General features: G+C 36.2%; 20 protein-coding genes. 8 read left to right on the plus strand and 12 right to left on the minus strand.

From position 1 onward, the window contains the following. Positions 1-104 precede the first annotated feature (104 nt). The 8 genes from IX38_RS19735 to IX38_RS19780 form a co-directional block, all read right to left on the minus strand. Entirely contained in the window at positions 105-1,613 is a 1,509-nt protein-coding gene (locus IX38_RS19735) for a vitamin K epoxide reductase family protein (RefSeq protein WP_034707684.1), read from the minus strand. A gap of 174 nt (positions 1,614-1,787) precedes the next feature. Further along, positions 1,788-2,627 (minus strand): GLPGLI family protein, encoded by an 840-nt coding sequence (locus tag IX38_RS19740; RefSeq protein WP_034707685.1) that lies wholly within the window; start codon positions 2,625-2,627, stop codon positions 1,788-1,790. Then, positions 2,605-3,684: a grasp-with-spasm system SPASM domain peptide maturase gene (gwsS, locus tag IX38_RS19745; protein WP_034707686.1), complete on the minus strand. Its 1,080-nt coding sequence runs from the start codon at positions 3,682-3,684 to the stop codon at positions 2,605-2,607. The genes IX38_RS19740 and gwsS overlap by 23 nt, the downstream gene beginning before the upstream one ends. A 175-nt stretch (positions 3,685-3,859) precedes the next feature. Next, the gene (gene gwsG / locus IX38_RS19755) at positions 3,860-4,762 is read right to left on the minus strand and encodes a grasp-with-spasm system ATP-grasp peptide maturase (RefSeq protein ID WP_034707688.1); all 903 of its coding nucleotides are present in this window, start codon (positions 4,760-4,762) and stop codon (positions 3,860-3,862) included. Then, positions 4,763-5,680, minus strand: coding sequence for a hypothetical protein (locus tag IX38_RS19760; RefSeq protein WP_034707689.1), 918 nt, complete (start codon positions 5,678-5,680; stop codon positions 4,763-4,765). A 329-nt stretch (positions 5,681-6,009) separates the two neighbouring features. After that, the gene (gene gwsG / locus IX38_RS19770) at positions 6,010-6,912 is read right to left on the minus strand and encodes a grasp-with-spasm system ATP-grasp peptide maturase (protein WP_034707691.1); all 903 of its coding nucleotides are present in this window, start codon (positions 6,910-6,912) and stop codon (positions 6,010-6,012) included. Continuing rightward, positions 6,909-7,769, minus strand: coding sequence for a hypothetical protein (locus tag IX38_RS19775; RefSeq protein ID WP_034707692.1), 861 nt, complete (start codon positions 7,767-7,769; stop codon positions 6,909-6,911). The genes gwsG (IX38_RS19770) and IX38_RS19775 overlap by 4 nt, the downstream gene beginning before the upstream one ends. A 59-nt stretch (positions 7,770-7,828) precedes the next feature. Next, complete coding sequence (locus tag IX38_RS19780; protein WP_034707693.1) at positions 7,829-8,023, minus strand: TIGR04139 family peptide modification target; 195 nt, start codon at positions 8,021-8,023, stop codon at positions 7,829-7,831. Between the two features lie 241 nt (positions 8,024-8,264). Between IX38_RS19780 and IX38_RS19785 the strand changes: the two genes are divergently transcribed. Beyond that, positions 8,265-8,618: a helix-turn-helix transcriptional regulator gene (locus IX38_RS19785; protein ID WP_084680349.1), complete on the plus strand. Its 354-nt coding sequence runs from the start codon at positions 8,265-8,267 to the stop codon at positions 8,616-8,618. Between the two features lie 392 nt (positions 8,619-9,010). Here the strand turns inward: IX38_RS19785 and IX38_RS19790 are convergent, their stop codons facing one another. The 4 genes from IX38_RS19790 to IX38_RS19805 all read right to left on the minus strand — a co-directional run bounded on the left by IX38_RS19790 (position 9,011) and on the right by IX38_RS19805 (position 12,737). Then, on the minus strand, positions 9,011-9,970 hold the full coding sequence (locus IX38_RS19790) for a DUF3810 domain-containing protein (RefSeq protein ID WP_316934149.1): 960 nt from the start codon (positions 9,968-9,970) through the stop codon (positions 9,011-9,013). Positions 9,971-10,061: 91 nt separating this feature from the next. Then, on the minus strand, positions 10,062-11,507 hold the full coding sequence (locus tag IX38_RS19795; RefSeq protein WP_034707696.1) for an MFS transporter: 1,446 nt from the start codon (positions 11,505-11,507) through the stop codon (positions 10,062-10,064). Between the two features lie 39 nt (positions 11,508-11,546). Beyond that, positions 11,547-12,275 (minus strand): lysophospholipid acyltransferase family protein, encoded by a 729-nt coding sequence (locus IX38_RS19800; protein ID WP_084680352.1) that lies wholly within the window; start codon positions 12,273-12,275, stop codon positions 11,547-11,549. A 3-nt stretch (positions 12,276-12,278) separates the two neighbouring features. Continuing rightward, complete coding sequence (locus IX38_RS19805; RefSeq protein ID WP_034707697.1) at positions 12,279-12,737, minus strand: GtrA family protein; 459 nt, start codon at positions 12,735-12,737, stop codon at positions 12,279-12,281. Between the two features lie 490 nt (positions 12,738-13,227). Here IX38_RS19805 and IX38_RS19815 point away from each other — a divergent pair, with 490 nt between their 5' ends. The 7 genes from IX38_RS19815 to IX38_RS19845 all read left to right on the plus strand — a co-directional run bounded on the left by IX38_RS19815 (position 13,228) and on the right by IX38_RS19845 (position 25,387). After that, positions 13,228-13,491, plus strand: a complete 264-nt coding sequence (locus tag IX38_RS19815; RefSeq protein ID WP_034707699.1) for a hypothetical protein — start codon at positions 13,228-13,230, stop codon at positions 13,489-13,491. A 75-nt stretch (positions 13,492-13,566) separates the two neighbouring features. Next, entirely contained in the window at positions 13,567-14,418 is an 852-nt protein-coding gene (locus IX38_RS19820; protein WP_034707700.1) for a BadF/BadG/BcrA/BcrD ATPase family protein, read from the plus strand. Positions 14,419-14,434: 16 nt separating this feature from the next. Continuing rightward, the gene (locus tag IX38_RS19825) at positions 14,435-16,735 is read left to right on the plus strand and encodes an NADP-dependent malic enzyme (RefSeq protein WP_034707701.1); all 2,301 of its coding nucleotides are present in this window, start codon (positions 14,435-14,437) and stop codon (positions 16,733-16,735) included. Positions 16,736-16,932: 197 nt separating this feature from the next. Continuing rightward, positions 16,933-17,517: a Holliday junction branch migration protein RuvA gene (gene ruvA, locus IX38_RS19830; protein ID WP_034707702.1), complete on the plus strand. Its 585-nt coding sequence runs from the start codon at positions 16,933-16,935 to the stop codon at positions 17,515-17,517. 57 nt (positions 17,518-17,574) lie between these two features. After that, a complete protein-coding gene (gene sov / locus IX38_RS19835; RefSeq protein WP_051884940.1) occupies positions 17,575-24,546 on the plus strand; it encodes a T9SS outer membrane translocon Sov/SprA in 6,972 nt (2,323 codons plus the stop codon). A 111-nt stretch (positions 24,547-24,657) separates the two neighbouring features. After that, entirely contained in the window at positions 24,658-25,035 is a 378-nt protein-coding gene (gcvH, locus tag IX38_RS19840; RefSeq protein ID WP_034707704.1) for a glycine cleavage system protein GcvH, read from the plus strand. Between the two features lie 25 nt (positions 25,036-25,060). Beyond that, the gene (locus IX38_RS19845) at positions 25,061-25,387 is read left to right on the plus strand and encodes a VanZ family protein (protein ID WP_034707705.1); all 327 of its coding nucleotides are present in this window, start codon (positions 25,061-25,063) and stop codon (positions 25,385-25,387) included. The last annotated feature ends 190 nt before the right edge of the window (positions 25,388-25,577 follow it).

Here is a 25,577-nt window from a genome sequence, read left to right on the forward strand (position 1 = left end):
TATTATTAAGTTTTTAAGTTTTTTTTCTTACTCTTTCAAAGCTTTTCAGAATCCGCTTTTATTTTTTCCTAAGATAGTGAATTTTTCAATTCGGGAAAGATTTCTTATTGAAAGTCCTCATCTTCCATTAATTCATCAACGAAAAACCAAATATCTTCACGGTCATACTTATCCGGGAACTGGTACCCGTTAAGAATGAAAATAGGAGTAAAGTTCAGTCCGTTGCTGGTGTTATCTTTCGTCATTTCAATAAACGCTGCCAGGTCTTCAGGCGCAGATGATCCGGCTAGAGAAACGATCTTGTTTTCGTCTTTTATTTCAAACCATTCTTCAATAGATTTCAAAAATTCTTTTTGAGGCTTATTGTGGTAAATATGCTTAAAAGCTGAAAGTAATTGGGTGTATTTTTCATCAGCTCTTTCCGGCGAATAATTGAAACGGATCTGTACAGAAATGTCATCGGGATATTTTTCAAGAAGCCCTTCCATGATTTTATGACCATCCTTACAGTAGCCGCAATAAGGATTGGAAACAATAGAAAGACGGAGTTTGGCATTTTCGTTACCCAATGCAAAAGTTTCCGAATCCTGGAATTCTATTTTTTCATTTTCTAAAAGCTGGCTTTTGAAAAGCTCATAATTTCTTTTAAATCTAAGGTTTTTCGCATTCGATTTCTGAAGACTTTCTTTTTGGGAAAGAATATTGCTGAAATATAAAACAGCAGAGAAAACCAGAATCCAAAGAATGGCAGTTAACAGGAGTGTTCCTACAGTGAAAGGCATATTCTGGAAAAACACAATGCCAAGCACCAATTGTACAGCAAGAATTGAAATGATCAGAAGACAAACCCTGCAGAAAGCTTTCTCTACGAAAGCCTGGATATATAATGAATAAGCAATGGCCAGTACGGAAACAAATGTAAATCCTTTTACAATATATGATGTTGCCGGAAGGAAAAGCCCTAATACGATAAGTCCTGTAAAATAGATCAGAGAAAAATCAGAGAATTTTAAACCTAAAATACTAGTTTTATCCTGCTTGATGATCTTGTCACATGAGTTGGTGGCCTGGCTGGCTGAAGCGTCTCCACAAATACTTCCGATGACGGTAGAGGTATTCCCGAATTTCTGGTTGAAAATTTCCAGCGAAATATAGACACCTGCGAGGGAAAGAACATTAAAAAGAGCTTCAAATAAGGTCTGGGTGAAAAAAGAGTAGCCCAGAATAATGGCAAAAACAGCATAAAGAAGAGGTTTGAAATTAAAAACCGCTTTACTTTCTGCGTTTTCAGTTTTTTCAAAAAGCAGTACAAAATCTGTTGATTTCTTATGAAGTTCTTCCTTATTAAGTGTTTTGGCCTTTTCAGAATAAACCGAATAGCTGGCCCCCGATTTTTTTACCAGGGCAAAAGAATTATCTACGATCGCGATAAACTCTTCCGGCAACTCATCCCAATATTCCTTATCTAGTTCGTAAGCATCATTTTTTACGCCCATAAAGTTAAGCGTATCGCTAAAAGCCAATGCAGAAGGGTAGTTCGGGTGGGAATTGAACTGGAAAGAAAATTCCTGTTTATCGAGTTTCAGATAGTTAATTAGCTTGTCGAAAATCATAGTAATATTTTTAACTAAAATACGCAGATGTTTTAAAAAAACAAGTTTTTTTTCTTTTGTTAGTGATATACGATTGCTAAATACTTGATTTTGTGTAAATATTTTTGTGTTTTTTACTTTATTTATTGAAAATTTAAACTGATTTTGTAATCAAACTTAATGTGGGATAAGGTATTATGGATATTGTACAGCCTCGGAAAGCTCAATAGGATTATTGGTTTGTTTTAAAATTATTTGTTTATTTTTTGTTTGTTCATTAAAATTAGGTGTAATTTCTTTGCCACTTTGATCTACAAACTTCGCTTTAACATATCCTGATTTTATTTCTCTGTAAGGGTCATTATAATGATCCAAATATAACTTATGTAATTGCTGTAGATTAACAGGGATTGTTTTTACAGAAAGATTATTGGAAGTATAAATATTTTCTTCTTTTTTCTTTAATTCAAGCAGATTAAAACTGTAGCTTCCTGTAGAATCTGATATAGAGACGATTAGTCCGGGTAAGCCATTGAAGACCGATGGACCTTCACTAATGGGAATATCTACAGCAAACCAAGCTTCCCATTTTCTTCCTTTATAATCCAGTAAAGCTTTTTGGCATTTGTTGTTATGGATCATCTTAGTGTCATTGGTTATTTTCCATTGTAAAATAGGCATAGCTTCTTTCAGTTCGTATACATCTATTAATAATCTATAGAACTTTGAAATCTGTCCCGGTTTCTTATTCTTGATCGTCATAAACTCATAATCCATAGATTTATGAATTGCTTCACGGCCTGATTTTTCATTTGAAATGAAAGTTGAATCGCTTTTGAACAGTTTGTACGAATAGAATCTGGAAATTTCTCCATCTATGTCAAGAAGCATCTCTTTTTTAGTAAGATCTTTTGCCGTGGAATCAGCCTTGAATTGCATAGAGTATAGAATTCTGTATTTTTGTGCATTCAGTTTACCGTTGCTGTACATTGCTAAAAAGATAAGAATTATTCTAAAAAAAGTTTTGCATTCCATAGTATTGTATTGCTTTTTGTTTTAAAGGATTTTTGCTCCATTCCTCCCATTCGGCTGTGTAAGGATTATAGCCGCATTTTAAGGGTTTGGAAATATCTATCCCTTCTTCATTGCTATGAGTACGTTCCGTGTAGGCTCTACAATCTGTACAGATATATCGAAATTCACAATCTTTACAAACTTCTATATCGTCTTTGTTGAGATTCCAGTAATTTTTAAAGCTTGGCTTTGCTAAAGCTTCCTCAAGGCTGGAATTGTTGATGTTTCCAAAAACTTCAGGCATTAAAGGACAGTTTTTTATATTACCGTCTATATCAATTCCTATTTTTTTATGTAAACAAGAGTTATGATTGATGGCTTCAAGTACTTTAGAGAGATCAGTATTAAAATATTTTAAATCTACCTTTCCACAGGAAGTTATTCTTATATCTTCTTTTATTAAATTTACTGTAAACCGGAATTCATCTTTGCCCTTAAAAGGAGCCATCTTACAATTGTAAAAAACCAGATTAAAAATTCTAAATGTCTTTTTATTAAGTTCCTGAATAAAATCTTTGCCAATTTTATCGTGATAAGGAGAGAAAATTTCAATCCCGGATAAAACAGAACCTGCAAAGGTTTGGTCTATTCGGATAAAATCTTCAATTGTAAAATACATTTTACTGTGTATCACTAAATATTTTACTCCAAGATTTTCTACTGAAAATTTTATTCTTTCCAAAATCAAAATATCATTGAGTTCTATAAACAAATCTGAGATTAAAGAAGAATTGTCATACTCATAAGAAATAGGGGGGAAGCTCTTGTTCCAGCCATTTTCTGTAATGAAACCATATTCTTTTTCCATTAATATATCTAAATATTTCTGAAAAATTTCTTTAGATTCATCATCATATTGAGATAAGATGTCCTCTATAGAATTGATTTTTAGTTCCTCTATGACATCATTAAATTCTAATGGATATATTTCGGATAAATTTCTTTGCAGATCGGAAATGAGAATTCTACTTGCGCCTTTTGTAACTAAAGTATTACTGAATAAATTAAAATACTTCATAGTAATCTTGTAAGAGATTTAAACGGTTTTTCCCGAATATAAAAATCGGATCGATATTTTTTAGATTCCAAAAAATATGCTGTATTACTATTACGCTTTACATTATTTACATTTCCAAATTTCGTTATATTTTTAAATGTTAAAGGGAGTTTATGTTTTTCCCCGAATGTATTTTTCATAAATATTCTGCTATTTCTTTTTCCAATAAATAATTACATATTTTAGATAAATATCCGAATTGTCCTATCGGGTTTACCTCCAAAAAATAAAACTTGTCTCCACTTTTCATAAAATCCAAAGAACCGCAGTTCAGATCCAGATTCTGCATTAACTGATGAACTTTTTCCTCTATCTCTTTTGGAAGATTATATCTTACATTTTTATTTCGCTTTTCATAATTATAATTTCTAAAATCAACTTTTGTCTGGTCATCATTTTGTGAAAAAATAGCTATTGACCAGCATTTTCCATTTAAATAAAAAGTCCTTATCTCAAAATCCTTTTCAATTTTTTCCTGAAAAAATGTTGGAAAGAAATTTTCATTTTCGTATTCTTCAACAATGGAAGTAAACATCATTCCATTTGAATTTTTATAAAAAGATTCAAGCATTGGGTTTCCTGCTATTGTTTTTACTATCGTTTTCCCCAAGATAACATCATCAGTGTTTTCAGCCAGAAAATATGGAGGTACATCTAAACCAACTTTTTCTGCTTCTTCTAATACTAAAAGCTTATTTACTAAACTATTACTTTCTTTATTGATGTGTTTTATAGATTCAAGTTTTTTCTTAACATAATCTTCCAGCCAGTGCTGGGCTTCATTCATATTGATATTAATAGAATTATTTTTGTATCGAAGTCGTTTAAAATTCAATCCGCCTCTTCTATACCACACACTGTGTATTTCATCCAAAAAAAAACAGTTACAGGAACTTTCTAAGAAAATCTTTTTTTGGATGATCTTAATCTCAAATATTTCATCTTCATGTATTCTTACAAATTTTTTCTCCATTACTAAAAGCCATTTGATAACTTCTGTAGTGGAAATGTCGTTATTATCAGAAATAATTAATATCATTCATTCTTTCTTTAAATTATTCTTTAAAAATTCTTTTGTGATTTTTCTTCTAAGTTTGATGCTTTGTAAACCTATAAGCCTTCTATTGTGATTTATATTTATAGAATCTTTTATAAATTCTTCATCTGTGCTTTTTAAACCATATACAGGCTTTAAATGATTAATATGAATGTATCTTTCTATCATTTCTGCATAATCCCTTGGTGGAATATCACCAGATTTTATATAATCTAAAAGTTTGGTTTTGAAATAAGCATAATCTTCTATTTGCGCCATATGATTTAAATAAATGAACATAGGCATAAAAACGCCATCTTCAGTTTCAAGTCCAATTTTTTGCATTGATGGATAACCATAATTTTCAAGTGACCATTTCAATAATTTTGCGTTTTTTCTAAAATTATCAAGTGATTGTTGTCCTGTAATTGAATCTTTTGCTTGATCCCGGATAAAAGCAATTCTAAAAGAATCAATAAGTTGTTTATTTAAAGTTTTTTTCCATTCTACTACTTTTTGCTCAACAGTAATACTATCAATTCCATACTTTTTGTAGAGTTTGAAAAAGTCTGAATCTTCTCGCTTGAACTTCCAATATGGTGCAACTAAAGGGATAAGTTTATAAAGACTTTTTTTCTTCCCAAAATTTCTACTGTACTTGTCAGAAAACTTAATATAGTTTTCATATTCTTCCATTCGTTCATCATTTTTAGGAGGATATTTTCGAAACAGTTTTTTATATTTTTTTAATGCGGTAAGAGTATCATTCTTTAATCTATAGATACTATCAATTGAATTTACACTATTGTAATAAGCGATGTAATCAACCTTATTATTTCGACAGGAAGATAAAATGAAAAAACTAATAATTAGAAAAACTCCGCTTATTTGAGAATGTTTTTTAGAGATGAATAAATTCATTTTTGTATAATTATTTGTTAAAAATAAACTTAATTGATACTCTAGAATATGTTAAACTAAAGAAATAAAGAGCAGATTTGATATCAAGATCATATCAGTATTTTTCTAGTTCCTTTGTGTCTAAAATATTACTGAATAGGTTGAAATCCGTCATAATAATCTTGTAAGTGATTTTACAGGTTTTGCCTTCATGAGAAAATCAGTTTGATATTCTTTGCAAACAATGTAATCATTCTTATAGATATCTTCTATTTTAGGGTTATTCACCCTAAAGCATTCCATATACTTTAATGTAAGTGGTAATTTATTTTTTTCTTTGAATTTTTTGTTCATAAATAGTCTGCTATTTCTTTTTCGAGTGAATAATTGCAAATTGAAGATAACCCTAAGAATTGGCCTACAGGATTTATTTCAAGAAAATAAAAATCGTTTCCTCGTTTTATAAAATCTATTGAGCCACAATTTATATCTAGTATTTGCATAAGGACATGTGTTTTTTCTTCAATTTCTTTTGGAAGATTATATCGTACATTGCGATTGGGTTTTTCATAATTGTATTTCCTGAAATCAGTTTGGGTTTTTTTATCACTTTGCGAAAAAATAGCGATTGACCAACACTTACCATTTAAATAAAAAGTTCTGATCTCAAAATCTTTTTCAATTTTTTCCTGAAAGAAAGTAATAAAGAAACTTTCGCTTTCTTTTTCTACTACAACTGAAGTATATAAAATACCTTCAGAAAAACTGCCGACGGATTTTAGTATTATATTTTCAGCAATTGATTTTGTGATGGTTTTGTTAGGAATCACCTGATCTGTATTTTCTGCCAGGTAATATTCAGGAACTTTCAAACCTGCTTTTTTGGCTTGCTCTAGGACCCACAATTTGTTAATATGGTTGTTACTTTGTTTGTTAATATGTTTTTTGGATTCAAGCATTTTTATCACATAATCTTCAAGCCAGTGCTGAGTCTCGTCCATGTACATATCTAGTGAAGAATTATCATATGACTTTCGTGTGAATTTTAATCCTCCTCTTCGGTACCAGATACTTGTAATATCATCAACAAAAAAAGTATTTCGTTGACTTTGTAAAAAAATCCTTTTTTGGTAAACTTTAATTTCGAAAATTTCATCTTCATGTACACGGATAAAGGTTTTTTTCATTGCTTTAAGCCATTTGATAACCTCATTGGTTGTAGTTTCTTGATTAGCTGAAAGAATAAGAATCATTTTTTCTTAAATTTATCTTTTCTGATTTTAGAAGAGTGTTTTAAACTAGGTATTCCGATGCCTTTTCTACTCCGGTTAATTCTAGCAGAATCCTGATTAGCATTACGGTACGCAAATCTTATGGCGGTATTTTTAAATTGATCATAAGTATCGGACATCAAAGCATAATCTCTTGGTGAGCAATCACCTGATTTTACATATTCAAATACTTTTTTTCTGAATTCTGGATATTTTTCTGATGCTATCATATGACTTAGAAGTGTAGGCAAAGCGATAAAAATATCATTATTTCCCAATCGTCCTGTTTTTTGATCGTCAGGAAAGCCGTAATGCTTAAAGGTCCATAGAAAAAGATTCATATTTTTTTCAATATTCTTCTTTACTAATGTTATATTTTCAGGTCTTCCCTCCTGATCTCTGATCATAGCAATGCTAAAAGAATCTACCAATCTCCTGTTCAGATTTTTTTTCCAGTCAGCCACTTTCTCGTCTACCTCGACACTGTCTATTTCATATTTTTGGCATAGGGGATAAAGTTTTTTATACTCTTTACCATATGGTGCAACCAATGTAATGAGCTTATACAGGCTTTTTTTTCCTCCAAAATTTTTATGATAGTGATCTGCAAGCGTAATATAGGTTTCATATTCTTCGATATATTCCTGATTTCTGGGCTCATACTTTCGGAATAATTGTCGGAATTTTTTGACCGCTTTTTCAGGTTGATTGGCCATTCTGTAAATACTGTCAATTTCATTTACTTTGTTATAATAAGTAATGTAATTGACATCACGATTTTTACATGACAAAAAAGAGGTTGAAATAAATAAAAGAATGTAGAAAATATATTGTTTCATAAGTTTAATCAATTAAAAGTGAAAGAGGAGGGCTAGGCCCTCCATAGTATTAGTATATGCTATGTTGGATCACAAACAACCAATATGCCTATATACTTACCTCCAGGGCCAGTGTAAGTATCATATTCTATGCAACCTTCTCCAACGGAAACATTAGATTGAACATTATAACTTCCACCTTGCACTGTTTTAAGATCTTTCAATTTTTTGTTTTCTAATGAAGAGAAATTCTTCATTCCTGCTAACTTTTTCATTTTGTTAAAATTTTGAATTTAATAATTTATTTTGCCATACAACCCCTGACATGGGATTTTGCTGATCAGATTCCAATCTATACCTGTACATATATAAATTGAATTTAAAGCGCTTTATCAATATTGATGTTCAAATATATCAAACACTTTTGAAATAAAAGCCGGATTATTATGAGAATTTTATGAAATTTTCATGCGTATAATTTCATAAAATAATTACTTTTGTTTTTTAATTATTCAGATGATGGCAACAAAAACTAAATTACAAGAAACTCGTTTAAAAAAAGGATTATCCCAAGAACAAATTGCTGATATGCTAGGAATGACACAATCCAACTATAGTAGAAAAGAGAGTGGAAGCTCAAAAATATCCAAACAGGAATGGGAGAAATTGTCTAAGACATTAGATGTTCCTGTAGACGAAATTTTTGAAAATGAAGAAAGTCATATATTTATTTTTCAGGATAATTCAACAGGAAATTATAGCGGCACTAATAATATACATTCTATTCCTAAGCATATAGAGCAGTTACTGGAAACCCAAAGGAAATATATTGAAAAACTGGAAGAGGAAATTAAAACTTTAAAATCCTAGATCTTAACTCTCTTTTGTCTGTAATTAATAAATCAATTTGTAAATAACTCTAATTTTTCAAATAACAAAAACAGAACAAAGTCTCAATGCTTTATCATTAAACGATCGTTTGATTTTTTGTGTTTTTTATAGCGTATTTTGAATTTTAACAGGGACTTATTATCGAATTATTTATTTTGTTAAAATTATCATTCCCAGTGTTAAACTCAAAAAAACTTAAAAAATCATAAAGTTTTCTTAAAGTTTGAAAAAAGGATGGAAATGTTTTTGTATTTATAAAATATATTGTACTTTTACATCGCCTTGAATGAGGGAACAAGTCAAGGTAATAAATTTTTTTTCATCATTTGTGTTTTTAGAATCGTATCGCCTGATACGATTCTTTTTTTTGTTTATTGTTTTTCGTAGTTCAGAAGAAGATCTATAAAATAGGAATAAGTAACCGCACCTTCCTGCTGGTTAGTCTTTAGGAACAGGTTATTGGTAAACCCAAAGAAATCATCCAGCCACCCCTGATGTCTGAACATAAAATTTCTTTCGTACATCCTGTCTCTCTTCATGGCCGGAGAATATTGTTTAAGGACTGATTTTACAAATTCAGGATCCTGCTCAACGATAAATCTCAAAAGGCTTTTTAAAGTAAAATACTCAGTGCTGTATCTCAGATCGGTATTTTTAGAATTAATACCAATCAGGTAACCTATAAAGTTAGCTTCCTGCTCCCTCGCGAAACCAAGCTGGTGAGAGCTTTCATGCGCAGATGTAAACGGAATGAAGGTATGGGGAAGCTCTGCATTATACTGTGCTTCTGCCGTAAAAGGATTATAATAACCCAGTATTCCGGTAAAATTCATCACAGTTTTAAAAAGACTGGGTTTAAATGCATTGATTTGAGGAGCATCTTTATCCGAAATATATTTAGGAAGCTGTGCCTGCCGGCTCAATATTTCAGTCTGTATAGAGTTGAGGTCGGTTATAACGAAGACCCCGTTTTTATCTTCCCGTACAGATTGTCTGGTGGTTTTGCATTTTTCCAGATAACGTAATGCTAATATCTTTGCCTGCCCGATTTCCGGTTCTTTCTGATTGGAAAGCTTCTTGATGACAGGAGTCTGGAAATAAAGCATTCCCCAGAATACCTGGTAGATAAAGTAAAAGATATTAAAGACGGCCAGAAGCTTTAAAACAGCCTTGTTTCTGCTCTTCTTTTTGAAACATAAAACAACTTGGTATAAAATGAAAACTCCCAGAAGAAGATAGAGTAAATCCCCGAAAGAAAAAGGAATCCAGCTGAAAAGTATCTGGTGGATCTTTTTCTGAAATTCAAAAAAACGTTCGAAGAAATCAATCATTATTCCGGACTTCGAGAAGCCATAGAACAAAAGAAATTGGGCAAGTAATACACCTGCCCAAAATCTCTTTTTATATATTATTTTTGTTGTATTAGTGACCACTGCCTTTAGAGATTTTATCAAGATCAATACCCTGGGATTTCAGGATACCGGTTACCCGGATCGCATAGAATGCAAGATAAGCAAAACATACAACACCTACGATATAGCTGAATTGGATATTTGTTTTATCCGCAATGTATCCCTGGATAAAGCTTACGATTCCGCCACCCATGATCATCATGATCAGATAACCGGAACCCTGATTGGTGTGCTTTCCAAGACCGTTGATCGCAAGTGCGAAAATACAGGGCCATAGAGTAGAGCAGAACAGTCCTACGCTGGTAAAAGCATATACAGATACCATTCCTGTTGTAAACATTCCCGTCAGTAAGGCTGTTATACCCGCTACAGAGAAGATCAAAAGCATTCTTGCAGGATTTCCCTGGCTTATAATATCACAGATGATCATTACAATGATAACGGCACCATAAACGTAGAATGGAGAAAGGTCATGCTTGGCAATCGCATTCACCAATAAGAATACACCGAATGCAAGATAAGGTGCAAGGAATCTTAAGATTTTTTTGAATCCTGCACTCAGGTCAAATGCTTCTACAGCACCTGTCCAACGGCCGATCATTAATGAAGCCCAGTATAATGAAATGTATGGTGCTACATCTTTGGTTTCAAAACCTAAGCTCTTTTCCATATAAGCAGGAAGATTACTCGCTGTAGAAACTTCCACCCCTACATATACAAAGATGGCAATCATCCCCATCACCAGTTGTGGATACTGGAAAGCAGATTTTTTGTGGTCTCCCGGAATAACATCGTCAGTATCCTCTATAATGGTAGGCGTGATGGCAGGAAGAGAAGAGAACTTCAGCATGATCGCCACCAGCACAAATGCAACTCCCAGCATAAGATAAGGAATCTTTACACTTTCGATACTTGCTTCTGTATTGGCTGTAGAGGCAGCTCCGAAAATAGCAAATGATACAATAAGCGGTCCTATAGTGGTCCCCAGATTATTGATTCCCCCTGCCAACGTCAGTCTCTGAGCCCCGGTTTCGCTAGGCCCCACTTCAATAGCAAGCGGATTCGCAACAATCTGCTGTAATGAGAAACCCAGTCCCACAATGAACAGACCGGAGATCATCAACGGAAAAGATGCCAGATTAGCAGCCGGATAAAACAGTAAAGTTCCTGATGCCGAAATAAGAAGGCCCAGGATCAGTCCGTTTTTGTAACCTATTTTATTAATAAGATCCTGTTTCAAACCTTTTGAAACGGCCATATAAATTAAAGATCCCACAGTGTACGCTACATAAAAGCAGATCTGTACGAGCATGCTTTCAGTTTGGGTCAATTTAAAGGCTTTTTGGAAAACTGGTATGAGAATGTCATTACTTGCCGCAACAAATCCCCAGAAGAAAAACACAGTAACCAAGGGAATAAATTGTCCCCAATTGGTTTGTTTAGAATAATTTGACATATTTGTTAAAAATTTCGCAAACAAATATAACTATTTCTTTTAAATAGAATGTTCCAGGAGTGTCTTTTTTATCTCTTTGTAGGCTTCTGCTTTCAGATCTCTCGGAGAATCTGACGGTTCCATGATTCCGTTGAAATATACTTTTACCCGTCCCGGATAGCCTTTTGAACTGTCGAAAGGGAAAATTTCCTTCAACCCGATAAAGGTATACACTGCAATCGGGGAGCGATGTTTGGAAGATAAAGTAAATGCACCGTCTTTAAATTCATCAAGAATAACAGACGTATCATCCGGCACACCGCCTTCGGGAAATATGGCAATGCTGTTTCCTTCCTCCATCTTTTCTGCGCATCTTCTGTAAACATCTGCACGGCTTCTTGCACTGCCCCTGTCTACCATCACACATATCCTTTTATATATAGTGCCGAAAATAGGAATCTTTACCAGCTCTTTTTTGCCCACAAAGCAGATCGGGTGGTGAGGCATCAGAATACAGGTGAGCATAATATCCATAATGGACGTATGGTTCGAAATGAAAACATAAGGCTTGTTTTTGTCCTTTTTCTGGTCAGACAGATTAATGAGATCATATCTTAAACCCATTCCGTAGAACATACCGAAGCACCAGATCCGGATAAATTGGTAGGCATATCTGTAATGCTTCTTATTAAAGGATAAGATATAGACAGGAATTCCCAGCGTGACCGTTAAGACAAATGCCAGTATCAGCAGCCAGAATCTCCAGAGATAATTTAAAATTTTCACCACCGTTTAACCGTTAAAAATTACTTTCTTTTTCACTGAATAATTAAGAATGGAAACCAGCAGAATCGCTGCAATTTTACTGATTATTTCCGGACTTAAGGTATAAAATCCCAAACTGATATTGTCCCTAAATATAAAGCTGTAAAAAACCTGGAAAAAACCTAAGCTCAGTAAGGTTGAAACAAAAGAAATGCCCATAAAGTAAGCAAACTCCTTTCTTTTGGAATGCTTCCCTCTTTCAAAGACAAACCAGATGCTCAGGAAATAATTGCTGATGATCCCGCAGCTTGTAGAGAAAATATTACTTAGCGGATAGTGGATGCCATGAAAATTGGTTTCTCTGGCGAAGAAATGCGGCAGATATGTGCTGAATGCCTTGAAGCTTCCAATCTCTACAACAGCACTGAGTCCTCCGGCTATAATGAAGAACAAAACCTGTTTCTGGCGTATTAGTAATTCTCTCATTCAATATATATGAAGTGCAAATTTATAACTATATGTCAATACTGTAAGAATAAAAGATTATTTTAAAATAAAATATTACTTTAATGAATTGATTATCAGTAAAATGTATAGCCTTTTGAGTAGTAATGAAATACATGTTGGTGAACAAGATTGTCTCTGGCCCTCATCCGTTATCATTATTAATAATGAATGGGAAATTCCCTTTTTTCATTTTAAAAACTTTAAATCCAGAGCAGCAGTGATGATTAAAGGAATCTGAAAGTTTCAGTCCCGGAATATTTTGATAACCATATGTTAAACATTGAGAAAAATTGTTAAATAATTTTTTTGAACCAAAATAATTTCTAAATTTAATATTCTGAATGATGTAAATATAACCTGATAATAAATTCATTTTCAACTTCTTGTGTTGATGGTTTTTCCTATCTTGTAATGCGCTGTATACGCATACTACCTTCATTTTAACGACCCCAATTATAATAATATTTGTATGAAAAGTCAAAACAAATACAGAAAATTCCAGCTTCAGCAAAAAAATATTGAAGCCCTTGAAAGAGAAAACTCCCGCTTCAAAAGAGTGTATTCCGAATATGAAAACATAGCAGAAGAATTGTGGAATCTTGAGAACTCTACCAATCAACCTGTACCCGATGATTTTATCAATGCAATGATACTGCAGACCTCCTATCTGGAAGACGAAATTGAAGACTGGCTTATCAAGTTCGACAATCAGAAAGCTGATATAAAACATTAGAACCTTCCAGTCTGTTTTTAAACGCTATTTGAAGATAAATTCATAATTTAGCATCCTTAAACTAAAATGTAAAATATGGTTGCTATTGTTGATAGTGGGTCCACCAAATCAGATTGGGTGATACTTGATGACTTCAAAAAAGTGTTCCTGAAAACAGAAACCATTGGCTTCAATCCCAATTTTATCAACCGGGAACTTATTGTTCCTGAAATAGAAAAGAACAGCAGCCTTATATTAGTAAAGAATTCCATAACCAGGATCTTCTTCTATGGCTCAGGATGCGGTGTGAAAAAAAACTGCGAGACCATTGAAGAGGAATTGAAAAAGATATTCCCGAAATCTGAAATTGTAGTGAAGGAAGATCTTATGGCCGCTGCTTATGCCGCATACGCCGGAAAGCCTGCTGTAGTATGCATCTTAGGGACAGGATCAAATTCCTGCTATTTCGACGGAGAAAATCTTAAGATAGAGCTGCCTTCCCTCGGTTTCCTCATGGGAGACGAAGGAAGCGGAAGCGCTATCGGAAAACAGCTTGTACGTAGATACTTCATGAAAAAGCTGCCGGCAGATCTTCATGAAGAATTCCAGCAGAATTACGGACTGAAGATAGAAGATGCTTTGAACAATATGTATCACAGACCGAGACCCAATGCCTGGCTCGCAGATTTCAACAAATTTGTAATCGAAAGAAAGGACCATCCTTACTTTAAAAATATGGTGTACGAAGAAATGAAAAACTTCTTTGAATACCAGGTTATCCCGTACGAAGAATCAAAAGATGCCGAGATCAATTTCATCGGCTCTATAGCTTATTATTACGAAACTATTCTCCGCTCTGTTGCGGAAGAACTTCATTTAAATGTGGGCCATATTGTCCAGAAACCTATCGAAAGTTTAGTAGACTACCATATTAAGTATATACTTTAATAAAAAACAAAACTCTATGTCAAGTAAAAACAACCGCGACGAAAAGAACTTTAATCAGGCCGCGTTAGACTATCATAAAGCCGAACCTAAAGGAAAGATCGAAGTAATCCCTTCGAAGCCTCACTCTTCTCAGAGAGATTTATCATTGGCATATTCACCGGGAGTGGCAGTTCCTTGTATGGAGATCCATGATAAACCGGAAACTGTGTACGATTACACAGGTAAAGGAAACCTCGTAGCTGTAATTTCCAACGGAACGGCTGTATTAGGACTTGGAGATATTGGAGCAGAAGCTTCAAAACCCGTCATGGAAGGAAAAGGTCTTTTGTTCAAGATCTTTGCAGATATCAACGTTTTTGATATTGAAATCGATGAAAAAGATCCGGAAAAATTCATTCAGATTGTAAAAGGCATTGCTCCTACATTCGGAGGAATCAACCTTGAAGATATTAAAGCTCCCGAAGCATTCTATATCGAACAGAAACTGAAAGAAGAGCTGGATATTCCTTTGATGCACGATGACCAGCACGGAACAGCGATTATTTCTGCTGCTGCCCTGATCAACTCATTACAGATCGCCAATAAAAAGATTGATGAAGTAAGAATGGTGGTCAACGGAGCCGGAGCGGCGGCCATTGCCTGTACCAACCTATATATTTCTTTAGGTCTGAAAAGAGAAAATGTTTTGATGTGCGACAGTAAAGGAGTCATCAATCATAAAAGAGAAAACCTTACACCCGAAAAAATAGATTTCATTGCCAATACTGATATCGAGACATTGGAAGATGCCTTAAAAGGATCGGATGTTTTCATCGGCTTGTCAAAAGGAAACGTAATGACTCCGGAAATGCTTTCCAGCATGAATGAGAATCCTATCGTTTTTGCTTTGGCCAACCCAGATCCTGAGATCGCTTACGACCTTGCCCTTGAAACCCGTAAAGACGTGATCATGGCAACTGGAAGAAGTGATTATCCTAACCAGGTGAACAATGTATTGGGATTCCCTTACATTTTCCGTGGTGCTTTAGACGTTCAGGCAAAAGGAATCAACGAAGAAATGAAGCTGGCAGCCGTACACGCTATCGCAGATCTTGCAAAAGAGCCTGTACCTGAAGCGGTGATCCTTGCTTACAACGTTCAGAACTTACAGTTCGGAAGAGAATATTTTATTCCGAAACCGTTTGATAACAGGCTGATCACCAAAGTATCAAGCGCCGTAGCAAAAGCAGCTATCGAAAGCGGTATTGCCAGAAAAACCATCGAAGACTTCGAAGAATATGAAAACCAGCTGCTGGACAGAATGGGAAGAGACGAGAAGCTGGTGAGAATGATGCAGAGCCGTGCAAAATCGAATCCGAAGAGAATCACTTTAGGGAATGCTGAAGAATACAACGTTTTGAAAGCAGCCCAGATCCTTTACGAAGAAGGAATTGCTTTGCCAAGTCTTTTAGGAGATAAAAAATACATCAAAGAACAGATGGAACGTTTCGGGATCACTCTGGATATTCCAATTATAGATCCAAGTGACGCTGATCAGAAAGAGAACAGAAAAAAATACAGAGAAACCCTTTGGAAACTTCGCCAGAGAAAAGGAATGAACGAGTACAAAGCGAAAAGATATGTACGTCAGAGAGACTATTTCGGCCCGTTAATGTTGAGACACGGAGATACGGACGGTCTTATAGTGGGCTTCTCCAAAAACTATACTTCAGTGCTTCGTCCTGTTTTAGAAGTGATTGAAAAAGATAAAGGAGTAGATAAAGTAGCGGCAATGATGATGATCCTTTCAGAAAAGAAACCTATTTTCTTCGCTGATACATCCATCAATCAGAATCCTACGGCAGAAGATCTTGTCAACATTGCTAAAATGGCAGAAATTACGGTGAAATCCTTTGCGATAGAGCCTAGAATTGCAATGCTTGGCTTTGAAAACTTTGCAGCCATATCAGATACTTCCAAAAAAGTGGCCAAAGCAGTAAGCATCCTTCACGAGAAATATCCTAAAATGGTTGTTGATGGTGAAATTCAGCCGGATTTTGCAATGAATGCTGATCACTTAAGCGATTATCCATTCTCAAAATTAGGAACAACGCCTGCCAATACCTTCGTTTTCCCGAATCTTGAAAGCGCCAACCTTTCTTACAAGATTATCAGAGGAATGAAAGTGGCACAGGTGATCGGGCCAATCCTGATGGGACTGAAACAGCCTGTACACGTATTGCAGATGCGTTCAAGCGTAGATGAAATTGTAAACCTTGCTACTGTGGCGGTTCTTGATGCTCAGAGAAGAGAAAAGAAAAACTCCGAAAAAAAATAACGGACAGACATCGCAAACGGTCAGTTAAAGAATATTTTTAATCATAAAATAATATAAGGCTCCATATTTTGGAGTCTTTTGTATTTATTTGAATTCATTGAATTTACAGTCAAAATTTAAGTTAAAAGTCATTCGTGCCTGAAATGAAAATATTAATTAGTTTAAATTGCTATATTTGGGAGTTTTAAAAATTAATAATGATATTTTCCTTACAAGGCAGTGTTCAAGAACTTACGCCCACTTACGCAGTGATCAACGTACAAGGAGTTGGTTACTATGTAGGTATCAGTTTGATGACCTCCCAGGCCCTGGCCCTGAATAAGCCGGCATTCTTATTTACTCAGCAGATTATACGGGAAGATGCCCATCTTCTCTTTGGATTTAACACTCGTTCAGAAAAAGAAATGTTCAATCTGTTAATAAGCGTTAACGGAGTTGGAGCAGTTTCTGCCCTTATACTTCTTTCCACTTTAAGCCTTGAAGAGATCGCTTCGGCCATACTCTCCAAGAACAGCGTACTCATTCAGAAAGCCAAAGGAATAGGTACCAAAACAGCAGAAAGAATCATTGTAGATTTAAAGGATAAAGTCCAGAAATTCAGCATTGCAGACGAAAATATTTCTGCTTTCGTGGATAATAAAGTCAAGGAAGAATCGTTATCTGCATTAGAAGTTTTAGGGATCCCGAAACGAATGAGCGAGAAGATCGCAGACAGAATGATGAAGCAGAATCCGGAGATCTCCGTAGAAGAACTGATAAAACATATTTTAAAAAACATTTAACATTTGGTGGCGAATAATAAGCATCTGAAAATATTTTTGTTCCTGTCGTTCCTGTGTATGTCAGTAAGTGCTTTTGCACAACAGGTACGTGATACTGCGATCATAAAGAAAGATTATCAACTGGCCGACCCCACAAGGTATGAAGCCTTTTACGACATAAAAACAGGTATGTATTACGTATATCCTAAAATTGGAAATACATTTACAGGCCCTCCTACAGCTATGTCTCCCGAAGAGTATAAAGAATTTATGCTCGCAACACAGTCAAAGGCTTACTACAAGGAAAAATCCGATAAATACAGCCTCCTTTACAGAAGAGACAGAACCGATGCCCGCAAGAAAGGGCTCATTCCGTCTTTAATGATCAATAACAGACTGTTTGAAACCATTTTCGGAAGTAATAAAATAGAGATTATCCCTTCAGGATATGCCTCTTTAGACTTTGCCGGGCTTTATCAAAAAATAGACAACCCGCTGATCCTACCACAGAACAGGACCAGTTTTACCTTTGATATAGACCAGAGAATACAGCTGGGATTATTGGGTAAGGTAGGGGAAAACCTTCAGTTGAAAGCCAATTACGATACCCAGAGCGGTTTTGCGTTCGAAAACAGAATGAATCTCGTATGGCAGGCAAAAGGAAACTGGAAAGACCTTCAGACCAAAGGCCTTGGAGATGTAGACAAACCCAGCGCAGGGGGAGAAGATAAAATCATTAAAAGAGTAGAATTCGGTAACGTGAATATGCCGCTTTCTACCAGTCTTATCCGTGGTTCACAGTCATTATTCGGGGTAAAAACAGAATTCCAGTTAGGGAAAACTTACGGTACAGTAGTTCTTTCCCAACAGCAGGGTGAAGCCCGTAATATTGTAGTGCAGGGAGGAGGTGTTATGAATAACTTTAAAGTCAATGCTATTGATTACGAAGAAAACCAACACTTTTTCCTGGGACATTACTTCCTGGACCGTTATGATAATGCATTGGCCAATTATCCACAGATCAATTCCACGGTAAACATTACCAGACTGGAAGTTTGGGTATTAGACCAGGGAAACAGTAACCTGGCTTATCAGAAAAGTATTATTGGGATCAGAGACCTGGGAGAAGGAGTCTCTGGACTGCCGGATAACTCTCAAAACGGATTGTATCAGTCCATTAATGCAGCTGTAGGAACAAGAGAAGCTGGTAAAAATTATGCGACAACCTTTCAGGGGCAGATGTTCCCGGGGAGTGCACAGCCTTATGACAACGGAGAGCAATTCATTTTTAATACAAAAGCAAGAAGGCTGAACACCAATGAATATACATTACAGCCTCAGTTAGGATATATTTCATTGAACCAGAAGCTGAATGAAAATCAGCTTTTAGCCGTTTCCTATTCCTATACGGATGGGACCAATAAAGTTTATAAAGTAGGGGAATTCTCCGAAGAAAGTCCGGTACTGGTAACCAAGGTTCTTAGAGTAAACAACAAAGTGAATACAGAATCCCCGATGTGGGACCTGATGATGAAAAACATCTACTCCCTGGATGCAGGACAGGTAGCGCAGGACGGTTTTATTCTTAATGTTTTCTACAGAGATCCAAAAACAGGAGGTAAAGTAAATTACCTGCCCGGAACCAGTGTTCAGGATAAAAACCTGCTGAAATTACTTAACTGGGACCGCCTTAACATGAACGGCGATATCCAGGCCAGCAACGGTATATTGGGAGACGGTATCTTTGACTTTGTCAACGGAATTACAATCAGGCCGGAAACGGGAAGGATTATCTTTACCAAAGTACAGCCTTTCGGAAGTTTTATGCAGGGACAGGTTGGAAATGATCCGCAGTTTGTTTTCACGGATCTCTACAAACAGCAAAAACAGGTTGCATCTTCCAGTAATCTTGCCCAGAGATATACCATAGAAGGACGATATAAAGGAACACAGGGACAGGGGATTTCTCTTGGAGCGGTAAACGTTCCGCAGGGATCTGTAAAAGTTTCGGCAAATGGTGTCCAGCTGACGGAAGGAGTTGACTATACCGTGGATTATATGCTCGGGACAGTAACGATCATCAATGAAAATGTTAAACAGTCCGGACAGGCTATCAACATCTCATTGGAAAACCAGCTTACCTTTAATACCCAAAGAAAAAGATTCTTAGGATTGAACTTAGAAAGAAGGTTCAATGAGAATTTCATATTAGGCGGAACAGTTGTTAATTATTCCGAATCTCCGCTTACCCAGAAAGTAAACTACGGACAGGAAGCGGTAAATAATACAATGGCAGGGATCAATATGATGTACAACAATCAGATTCCTTTCCTGACGAGGCTTACAGATAAGATCCCATTTGTAAATACAGAAGCGCCATCGAATCTGAACTTTAAAATGGAAGCAGCATACCTTCTTCCGGGATTGAATAAAGGAACGAATGACCAGTCTTACGTAGATGATTTCGAGCAGACAACATCCAAGATATCCTTAAAAGAACCTGCAGCCTGGAGCCTGGCCTCAAGACCGGAGAAAAACTTATCGGCACCATTTAACGGAGCACCTGGCGATGATGCCCTGACAAGCGGCTACGGAAGAGGACTTTTATCATGGTACAATATTGACCCGAGATTCTGGGGAGTGGGAGGAAGAGCGCCTGCAGGAATTACGGCACAATCCGTTTCCAACCACGCATCCAGAAGAGTTCAGTATTCCGAAATTTATAATAACAGAGATTTTGTGGCAGGTGAACAGACCTTCACCAATACTTTAGATATTTCTTACTATCCACAGGAAAAAGGTCCTTACAACGTCAATCCGGGTTCCGAAACAGCGGCTTCCAGATGGGCAGGGATCATGAGACCGATCAGTGTTTCCAATTTCGTTAATTCAAATATAGAATATGTTGAATTCTGGATGATGGACCCTTATGCGGATGGAACTGTTTTAGGAGACAGAGCAAGACTTTTACTTCAGTTAGGGAACGTTTCCGAAGATATCCTGAAAGACGGCAAAATGCAGTATGAAAACGGACTTCCAACTCCGGGAGCCCCTTCTACTACCACAACTTCCAATTGGGGAGTACAGCCGAAGCAGCCGCCAATCCTTTATGCATTTTCAAGCGAAGGTGATGACAGAAGAGCTCAGGATTTAGGATATGACGGTTTAAGCTCAGATCAGGAATCGATGAGGTTCGGAAATACATTTGTTAACCCGGTGACCAACTTAGTTGACCCGGCGGTGGATGATTTTGTGTTTTTTATGTCTGATAAATTCACAGGCAATCAGGCGGCATCTCTTGTTCAGAGATATAAATATTTCAGAAATCCGGAAGGAAACTCCCAAGCCAATTCATTAGAAGTGGCTTCACAGACTCCGGATGCAGAAGATATCAACAAAGATTATAACCTTGACCAGACAGAAAGTTATAATGAATATGTTGTAAAATTGGATAGACCGAGTCTTGCATTAGGACAGAACAACATCGTAGATGTAAAAACGGTGAAGGCTACTTTCCAGAACGGACAGTCTTCTGATGTGAAATGGTATTTGTTCAGAATTCCTGTTTCAAAATATGCTGAAACTGATGCGGAGGGAGAACGAAGTGCTTCAGTGCTTAACAACGTAAGATTTGCGAGATTAATGCTTGCCGGTTTTGAGCAGACTTCTACTTTAAGATTTGGAACGATGGATCTTGTAAGATCAGACTGGAGAAGATATCCCAATCAGATTGCCAGTCCTTCAGTAAGTTCACAACAGGAAGGGGCTGTAATAGCGGATAATAACAATTTTGAAGTAGGAAGTGTAAACATTGAAGAGAATGCCCTGAATCAGCCTCCTTATGTACTACCTCCGGGAATTGACAGACAGGTGTTGAGTGGAAATGCAGGGGCACAGAGACAGAATGAGGCTTCACTTTACATGAGAGTAAATAGTCTTGCAGGAGAAGCAAGAGGGGTTTTCAAAAATACCACTCTGGACATGAGAAGATACAAAAAACTTAAACTTTTTGTACATGACCAGGCTCCAAATACCAGAGATGTGGGTATTGATAAGGACGCTAAATTCTTTATCCGTTTCGGAAGTGATGCTACAGATAACTATTACGAGTACGAATCTGAAATGACATTGACTCAAAGTACGGCCACAACGCCTTTAGAAATATGGCCTGTTGAAAACAACGTTGATTTTGAAATCCAGAATTTTGTAGATGCCAAAATCCGGAGAGATAAGAATTCAGCCAATATTGTAGACCGAATCATGGATCCTAACTTTGGAGATGATTCAAAAAGAATTTATATTAAAGGACGTCCGAGTTTAGGAAACATTACCACCATTATGATTGGGGTAAGAAATACAAAACGAAGCGAGTCAATCACCAGAATTCTTTGGGTAAACGAAATCCGTCTTTCAGAAATTGAAAATGATGGCGGGTATGCAGGTAACGCAAGTTTAAACTTTAACCTGGGAGATTTTGCTACTATAAATACAAGTGCATCTTATACCTCTGTAGGTTTCGGTAATATAGATTCAAAGCCGGCAGAAAGAAGCCAGTCTACACAGTCTGCATTTAGTATTAACACCGCTGTAAACGTAGATAAATTCCTTCCTGAAAAAAGCGGAATGAAGATTCCTCTGAACTATTCCTATTCACAGACCATCGAGGATCCGAAATATAACCCTCTGGACACCGATGTGGAATTCAGCAAGGCGGCCAACAAGGAACAGCTTAAAAAAGTAGCAAGAACTTATACACAGCAAAGAAGTATCGGGGTTGTCAATATGCATAAAGAAAGGGTAAATCCAAACAAGAAACCTAAATTCTACGATATTGAGAACGTTTCCGTAACTGCAGTTTATAATGACGATTATTACAGGGATATTTATACTTCAAGAAACTACAGACAGTATCTGAGAGGTTATGTTGATTACAACTATACCTTCAAGCCGTGGGTAATTAAGCCGTTCAACAAAATGATCAGCGATACGGCAAAATCCACAAAATATCTGAGATGGATCAAAGAATTCAATTTCAACCCGATTCCTACAAGATTCTCTTTCAGAACGGAAATAGACAGAAATTATAACGAGCTTGAATTTAGAAATGTAGAAGCAATCCTAAGCGGAAATACTGGTGATAGTTTTGATGCCATCAAAAACAGGAACTTCTTCTTCGGATGGCAGTACGGTTTAGGATTCAACTTTACAAAATCACTAAAGCTGGAGATCAACTCTGCAACAAGAACCCTTAATGATAATATAGATGTGAACGGAATGAATGACAAATCCATCTTTGGGAATGTATTCAGATCAGGCAGACCGGTATTGTACAATCACAGAGTACAGCTTAATTACAAACTGCCGTTCCAGTACCTTCCGTATTTGGATTTCATTGATGCAGAAATTGGGTATGGACTTACTTATAACTGGAATGCAAGATCTACCGCACTCCTTTCAAGCCCTGAAGGAAGTTTAGGTTCCGTAGGTCAGAATACAAACGTGATTCAGGCTACGGCTACTGCGGATATTCCGAAATTCTTCGGACAGTTTAAATATTTCAAGACCATCTCTGCGAAACTGCAGAAGCGTAAACAGGAGATTGATTCACTGAACAATGTGTATACACAGCAATGGGAGAAGAAAAGATACAGATATAAGAGTTATAAATTCAAAAATAGACTGACCATACTCCAGAGCGCAGCTTTCGCATTGACATCGTTTAAACAGTTAGATATTAATTATTCTGAAAATAACGGAACGGTACTTCCCGGTTTACTTTCAGCACCAAACATGTATGGGTACGGCCAGACGTTGGGAGGTCCTACTATGGGATTCCTTTTCGGATCACAGGCTGACATCAGGAGAACCGTGCTGGAAAATGGATGGGTAAGCGATTCCCCTTATATGACCGATCCTTATGTGAAGATGTCGACCAGAGAATTAAGGGCCAATTTACAGATACTTCCGATCAATGATTTTAGAATTGATCTTAGTGCATTGCATAATTATAACAGGAACTTCTCACAGTCTGGATTTAATAACCGGAATAATCTAGGAACAGCAAACCATGATTATGCATTTGCCAATGATCAGGTAACCTATTCCAACTCTGTTGTCCTTCTTAAAACATCATTCAAAGAAACCCAGGCCGTTTATCAGGCAATCAGGGAAAATGCAATGATACTTTCCCAGCAGATGGGGTTAGGAGAAATACTCAACAGTGATGGCTTTGCAGATCATTATAGTATTGCCAATGCCTACGTATTGATTCCTGCATTCAGGGCAGCAGTTGAAGGGAAATCCGTTAAACAGATTGGAAATGCCAAAAAAGCAGGACTTCCTATTCCAAACTGGAAGGTCACCTACTCAGGGTTAAGAAACATTCCGATTATTAACGGGCAGTTCTCTAAATTTGATCTCCTGCATGGCTATACGGCAACCTATACGGCAACCGGTATACAGTCAAGTATTGATTACTTTAACAGGATTTCAGGTGGAAATGCATTCGATGTCAATAATGATTACATCAATCCGTTTACATTCTCGCAGGTCGGTTACGTAGAATCATTCTCGCCGCTTATCGGTATAGATGTTACTATGAGAAACAATATGCAGTTTGGGCTTCAGTATAACAGAAACAGGATGCTGTTACTGGGATTGGTGAACCATACCCTTACCGAAGATTCCAATACGGAATATGTAGTGAGACTTGGATATATAGTGAAAAATTTCAGACTTGGTATGGCTAATACAAGAGGATCCAGAGGAAAAGGAAGTGACCTGAACATCAGAGGAGACATCTCAATCAGAGACAGCAAAACTTCCATCATGAATATCCTGTTGAACGATTCACAGATCACCGGAGGCCAGAAACTCATGAATATAAAACTTTCCGCAGATTACAACGTTTCCGAAAATCTGAACCTGAGAGTATTCTATGAGCAGATGACTTCCAAGTACAAAATATCAACAGCATTCCCGCTGTCTACTATTAGAGCCGGTCTGTCTGCAACATTTACGTTTGGAGACTCAGGTGGCGGCGGTTTCTAAAGTAAAATCAGATAAAACCTTAAATGTCCTTCGAAATTGAAGGACATTTTTTATATCCGATATTTGAAGCTACTATTATTTTGAATACATTTGTATAAAATAAAAATTAAAATGAATACACCATCAGAATTAAAGTACACTAAAGATCACGAATGGATTAAGATCGAAGGTAACGTTGCTACAATCGGTATTACAGACTTTGCACAGGGAGAGCTTGGCGATATCGTATATGTGGATATAGATACTGTAGATGATGATCTTGAAGGAGGAGCTGTTTTCGGAAGTGTAGAAGCCGTGAAAACTGTTTCAGATTTATTCCTGCCTGTTGCCGGAAAAGTTATTGAGTTTAATTCAGAGTTGGAAGCTCAGCCTGAGCTGCTAAATACAGACCCTTATGGAAACGGATGGATCATTAAATTAGAAATTGCTGATGGTGCAGATCATTCAGAACTGCTTACGGCAGAAGAATACCAGGCAATCATTGGATAAGGTTTCAAAAATATTTAGTAAGATTTTGCCCATTTATTGGGCATTTCTTACTTATATGCTCCTCAGGCCGGGTGAAGAGAACCATGAGTATTGGTTTATGTTCAACGGTATTGACAAAGTTTTACACCTGAGCATATTTGCAATGTTGGGATTCTGCTTTATTGCCACCTTTCCCAAAATCAAATTTTCCTATTTCTTTCAGATCATTCTTATATATGCCTTTCTTACCGAGATCCTTCAGGAAGAAATGGGCTTGGGCAGATCAATGGAATCTTTAGATATCGTAGCAGATACTATAGGATGCCTGGTTGGATACTCCATATATAAAGCATTGATCAAACGATTTTTCTAGCCAAACTCCTTTTTCTTATTTAAGATTGATCTTTGTGGATAACTATAGAGTTAATCTAATCTATTAATAATTAAAAGATTATGTTTATAGTTATCCCCATTATGAACTGGGTGTAAATTTTATGTTAAATAATTTTGTTTTGCGTTTGAATAAGTTGTTATCTTTGCCCCACTGAAAAACGGAAGTTATT

It is taken from the genome of Chryseobacterium luteum, from assembly GCF_000737785.1.
Classification (GTDB): domain Bacteria; phylum Bacteroidota; class Bacteroidia; order Flavobacteriales; family Weeksellaceae; genus Chryseobacterium; species Chryseobacterium luteum.

What these genes read in the sequence shown, in the direction of transcription:
- IX38_RS19735 (WP_034707684.1), bottom strand. Translation starts at nt 1,613, where the DNA reads ATGATTTTCGACAAGCTAATTAACTATCTGAAACTCGATAAACAGGAA.
- gcvH (WP_034707704.1), top strand. Translation starts at nt 24,658, where the DNA reads ATGAATACACCATCAGAATTAAAGTACACTAAAGATCACGAATGGATT.
- IX38_RS19785 (WP_084680349.1), top strand. Translation starts at nt 8,265, where the DNA reads ATGATGGCAACAAAAACTAAATTACAAGAAACTCGTTTAAAAAAAGGA.
- ruvA (WP_034707702.1), top strand. Translation starts at nt 16,933, where the DNA reads ATGATATTTTCCTTACAAGGCAGTGTTCAAGAACTTACGCCCACTTAC.
- gwsG (WP_034707688.1), bottom strand. Translation starts at nt 4,762, where the DNA reads ATGATATTAATTATTTCTGATAATAACGACATTTCCACTACAGAAGTT.
- IX38_RS19760 (WP_034707689.1), bottom strand. Translation starts at nt 5,680, where the DNA reads ATGAATTTATTCATCTCTAAAAAACATTCTCAAATAAGCGGAGTTTTT.
- gwsS (WP_034707686.1), bottom strand. Translation starts at nt 3,684, where the DNA reads ATGAAGTATTTTAATTTATTCAGTAATACTTTAGTTACAAAAGGCGCA.
- IX38_RS19805 (WP_034707697.1), bottom strand. Translation starts at nt 12,737, where the DNA reads ATGAGAGAATTACTAATACGCCAGAAACAGGTTTTGTTCTTCATTATA.
- IX38_RS19775 (WP_034707692.1), bottom strand. Translation starts at nt 7,769, where the DNA reads ATGAAACAATATATTTTCTACATTCTTTTATTTATTTCAACCTCTTTT.
- IX38_RS19795 (WP_034707696.1), bottom strand. Translation starts at nt 11,507, where the DNA reads ATGTCAAATTATTCTAAACAAACCAATTGGGGACAATTTATTCCCTTG.
- IX38_RS19815 (WP_034707699.1), top strand. Translation starts at nt 13,228, where the DNA reads ATGAAAAGTCAAAACAAATACAGAAAATTCCAGCTTCAGCAAAAAAAT.
- sov (WP_051884940.1), top strand. Translation starts at nt 17,575, where the DNA reads ATGTCAGTAAGTGCTTTTGCACAACAGGTACGTGATACTGCGATCATA.
- IX38_RS19820 (WP_034707700.1), top strand. Translation starts at nt 13,567, where the DNA reads ATGGTTGCTATTGTTGATAGTGGGTCCACCAAATCAGATTGGGTGATA.
- IX38_RS19780 (WP_034707693.1), bottom strand. Translation starts at nt 8,023, where the DNA reads ATGAAAAAGTTAGCAGGAATGAAGAATTTCTCTTCATTAGAAAACAAA.
- IX38_RS19790 (WP_316934149.1), bottom strand. Translation starts at nt 9,970, where the DNA reads ATGATTGATTTCTTCGAACGTTTTTTTGAATTTCAGAAAAAGATCCAC.
- IX38_RS19740 (WP_034707685.1), bottom strand. Translation starts at nt 2,627, where the DNA reads ATGGAATGCAAAACTTTTTTTAGAATAATTCTTATCTTTTTAGCAATG.
- IX38_RS19825 (WP_034707701.1), top strand. Translation starts at nt 14,435, where the DNA reads ATGTCAAGTAAAAACAACCGCGACGAAAAGAACTTTAATCAGGCCGCG.
- gwsG (WP_034707691.1), bottom strand. Translation starts at nt 6,912, where the DNA reads ATGATTCTTATTCTTTCAGCTAATCAAGAAACTACAACCAATGAGGTT.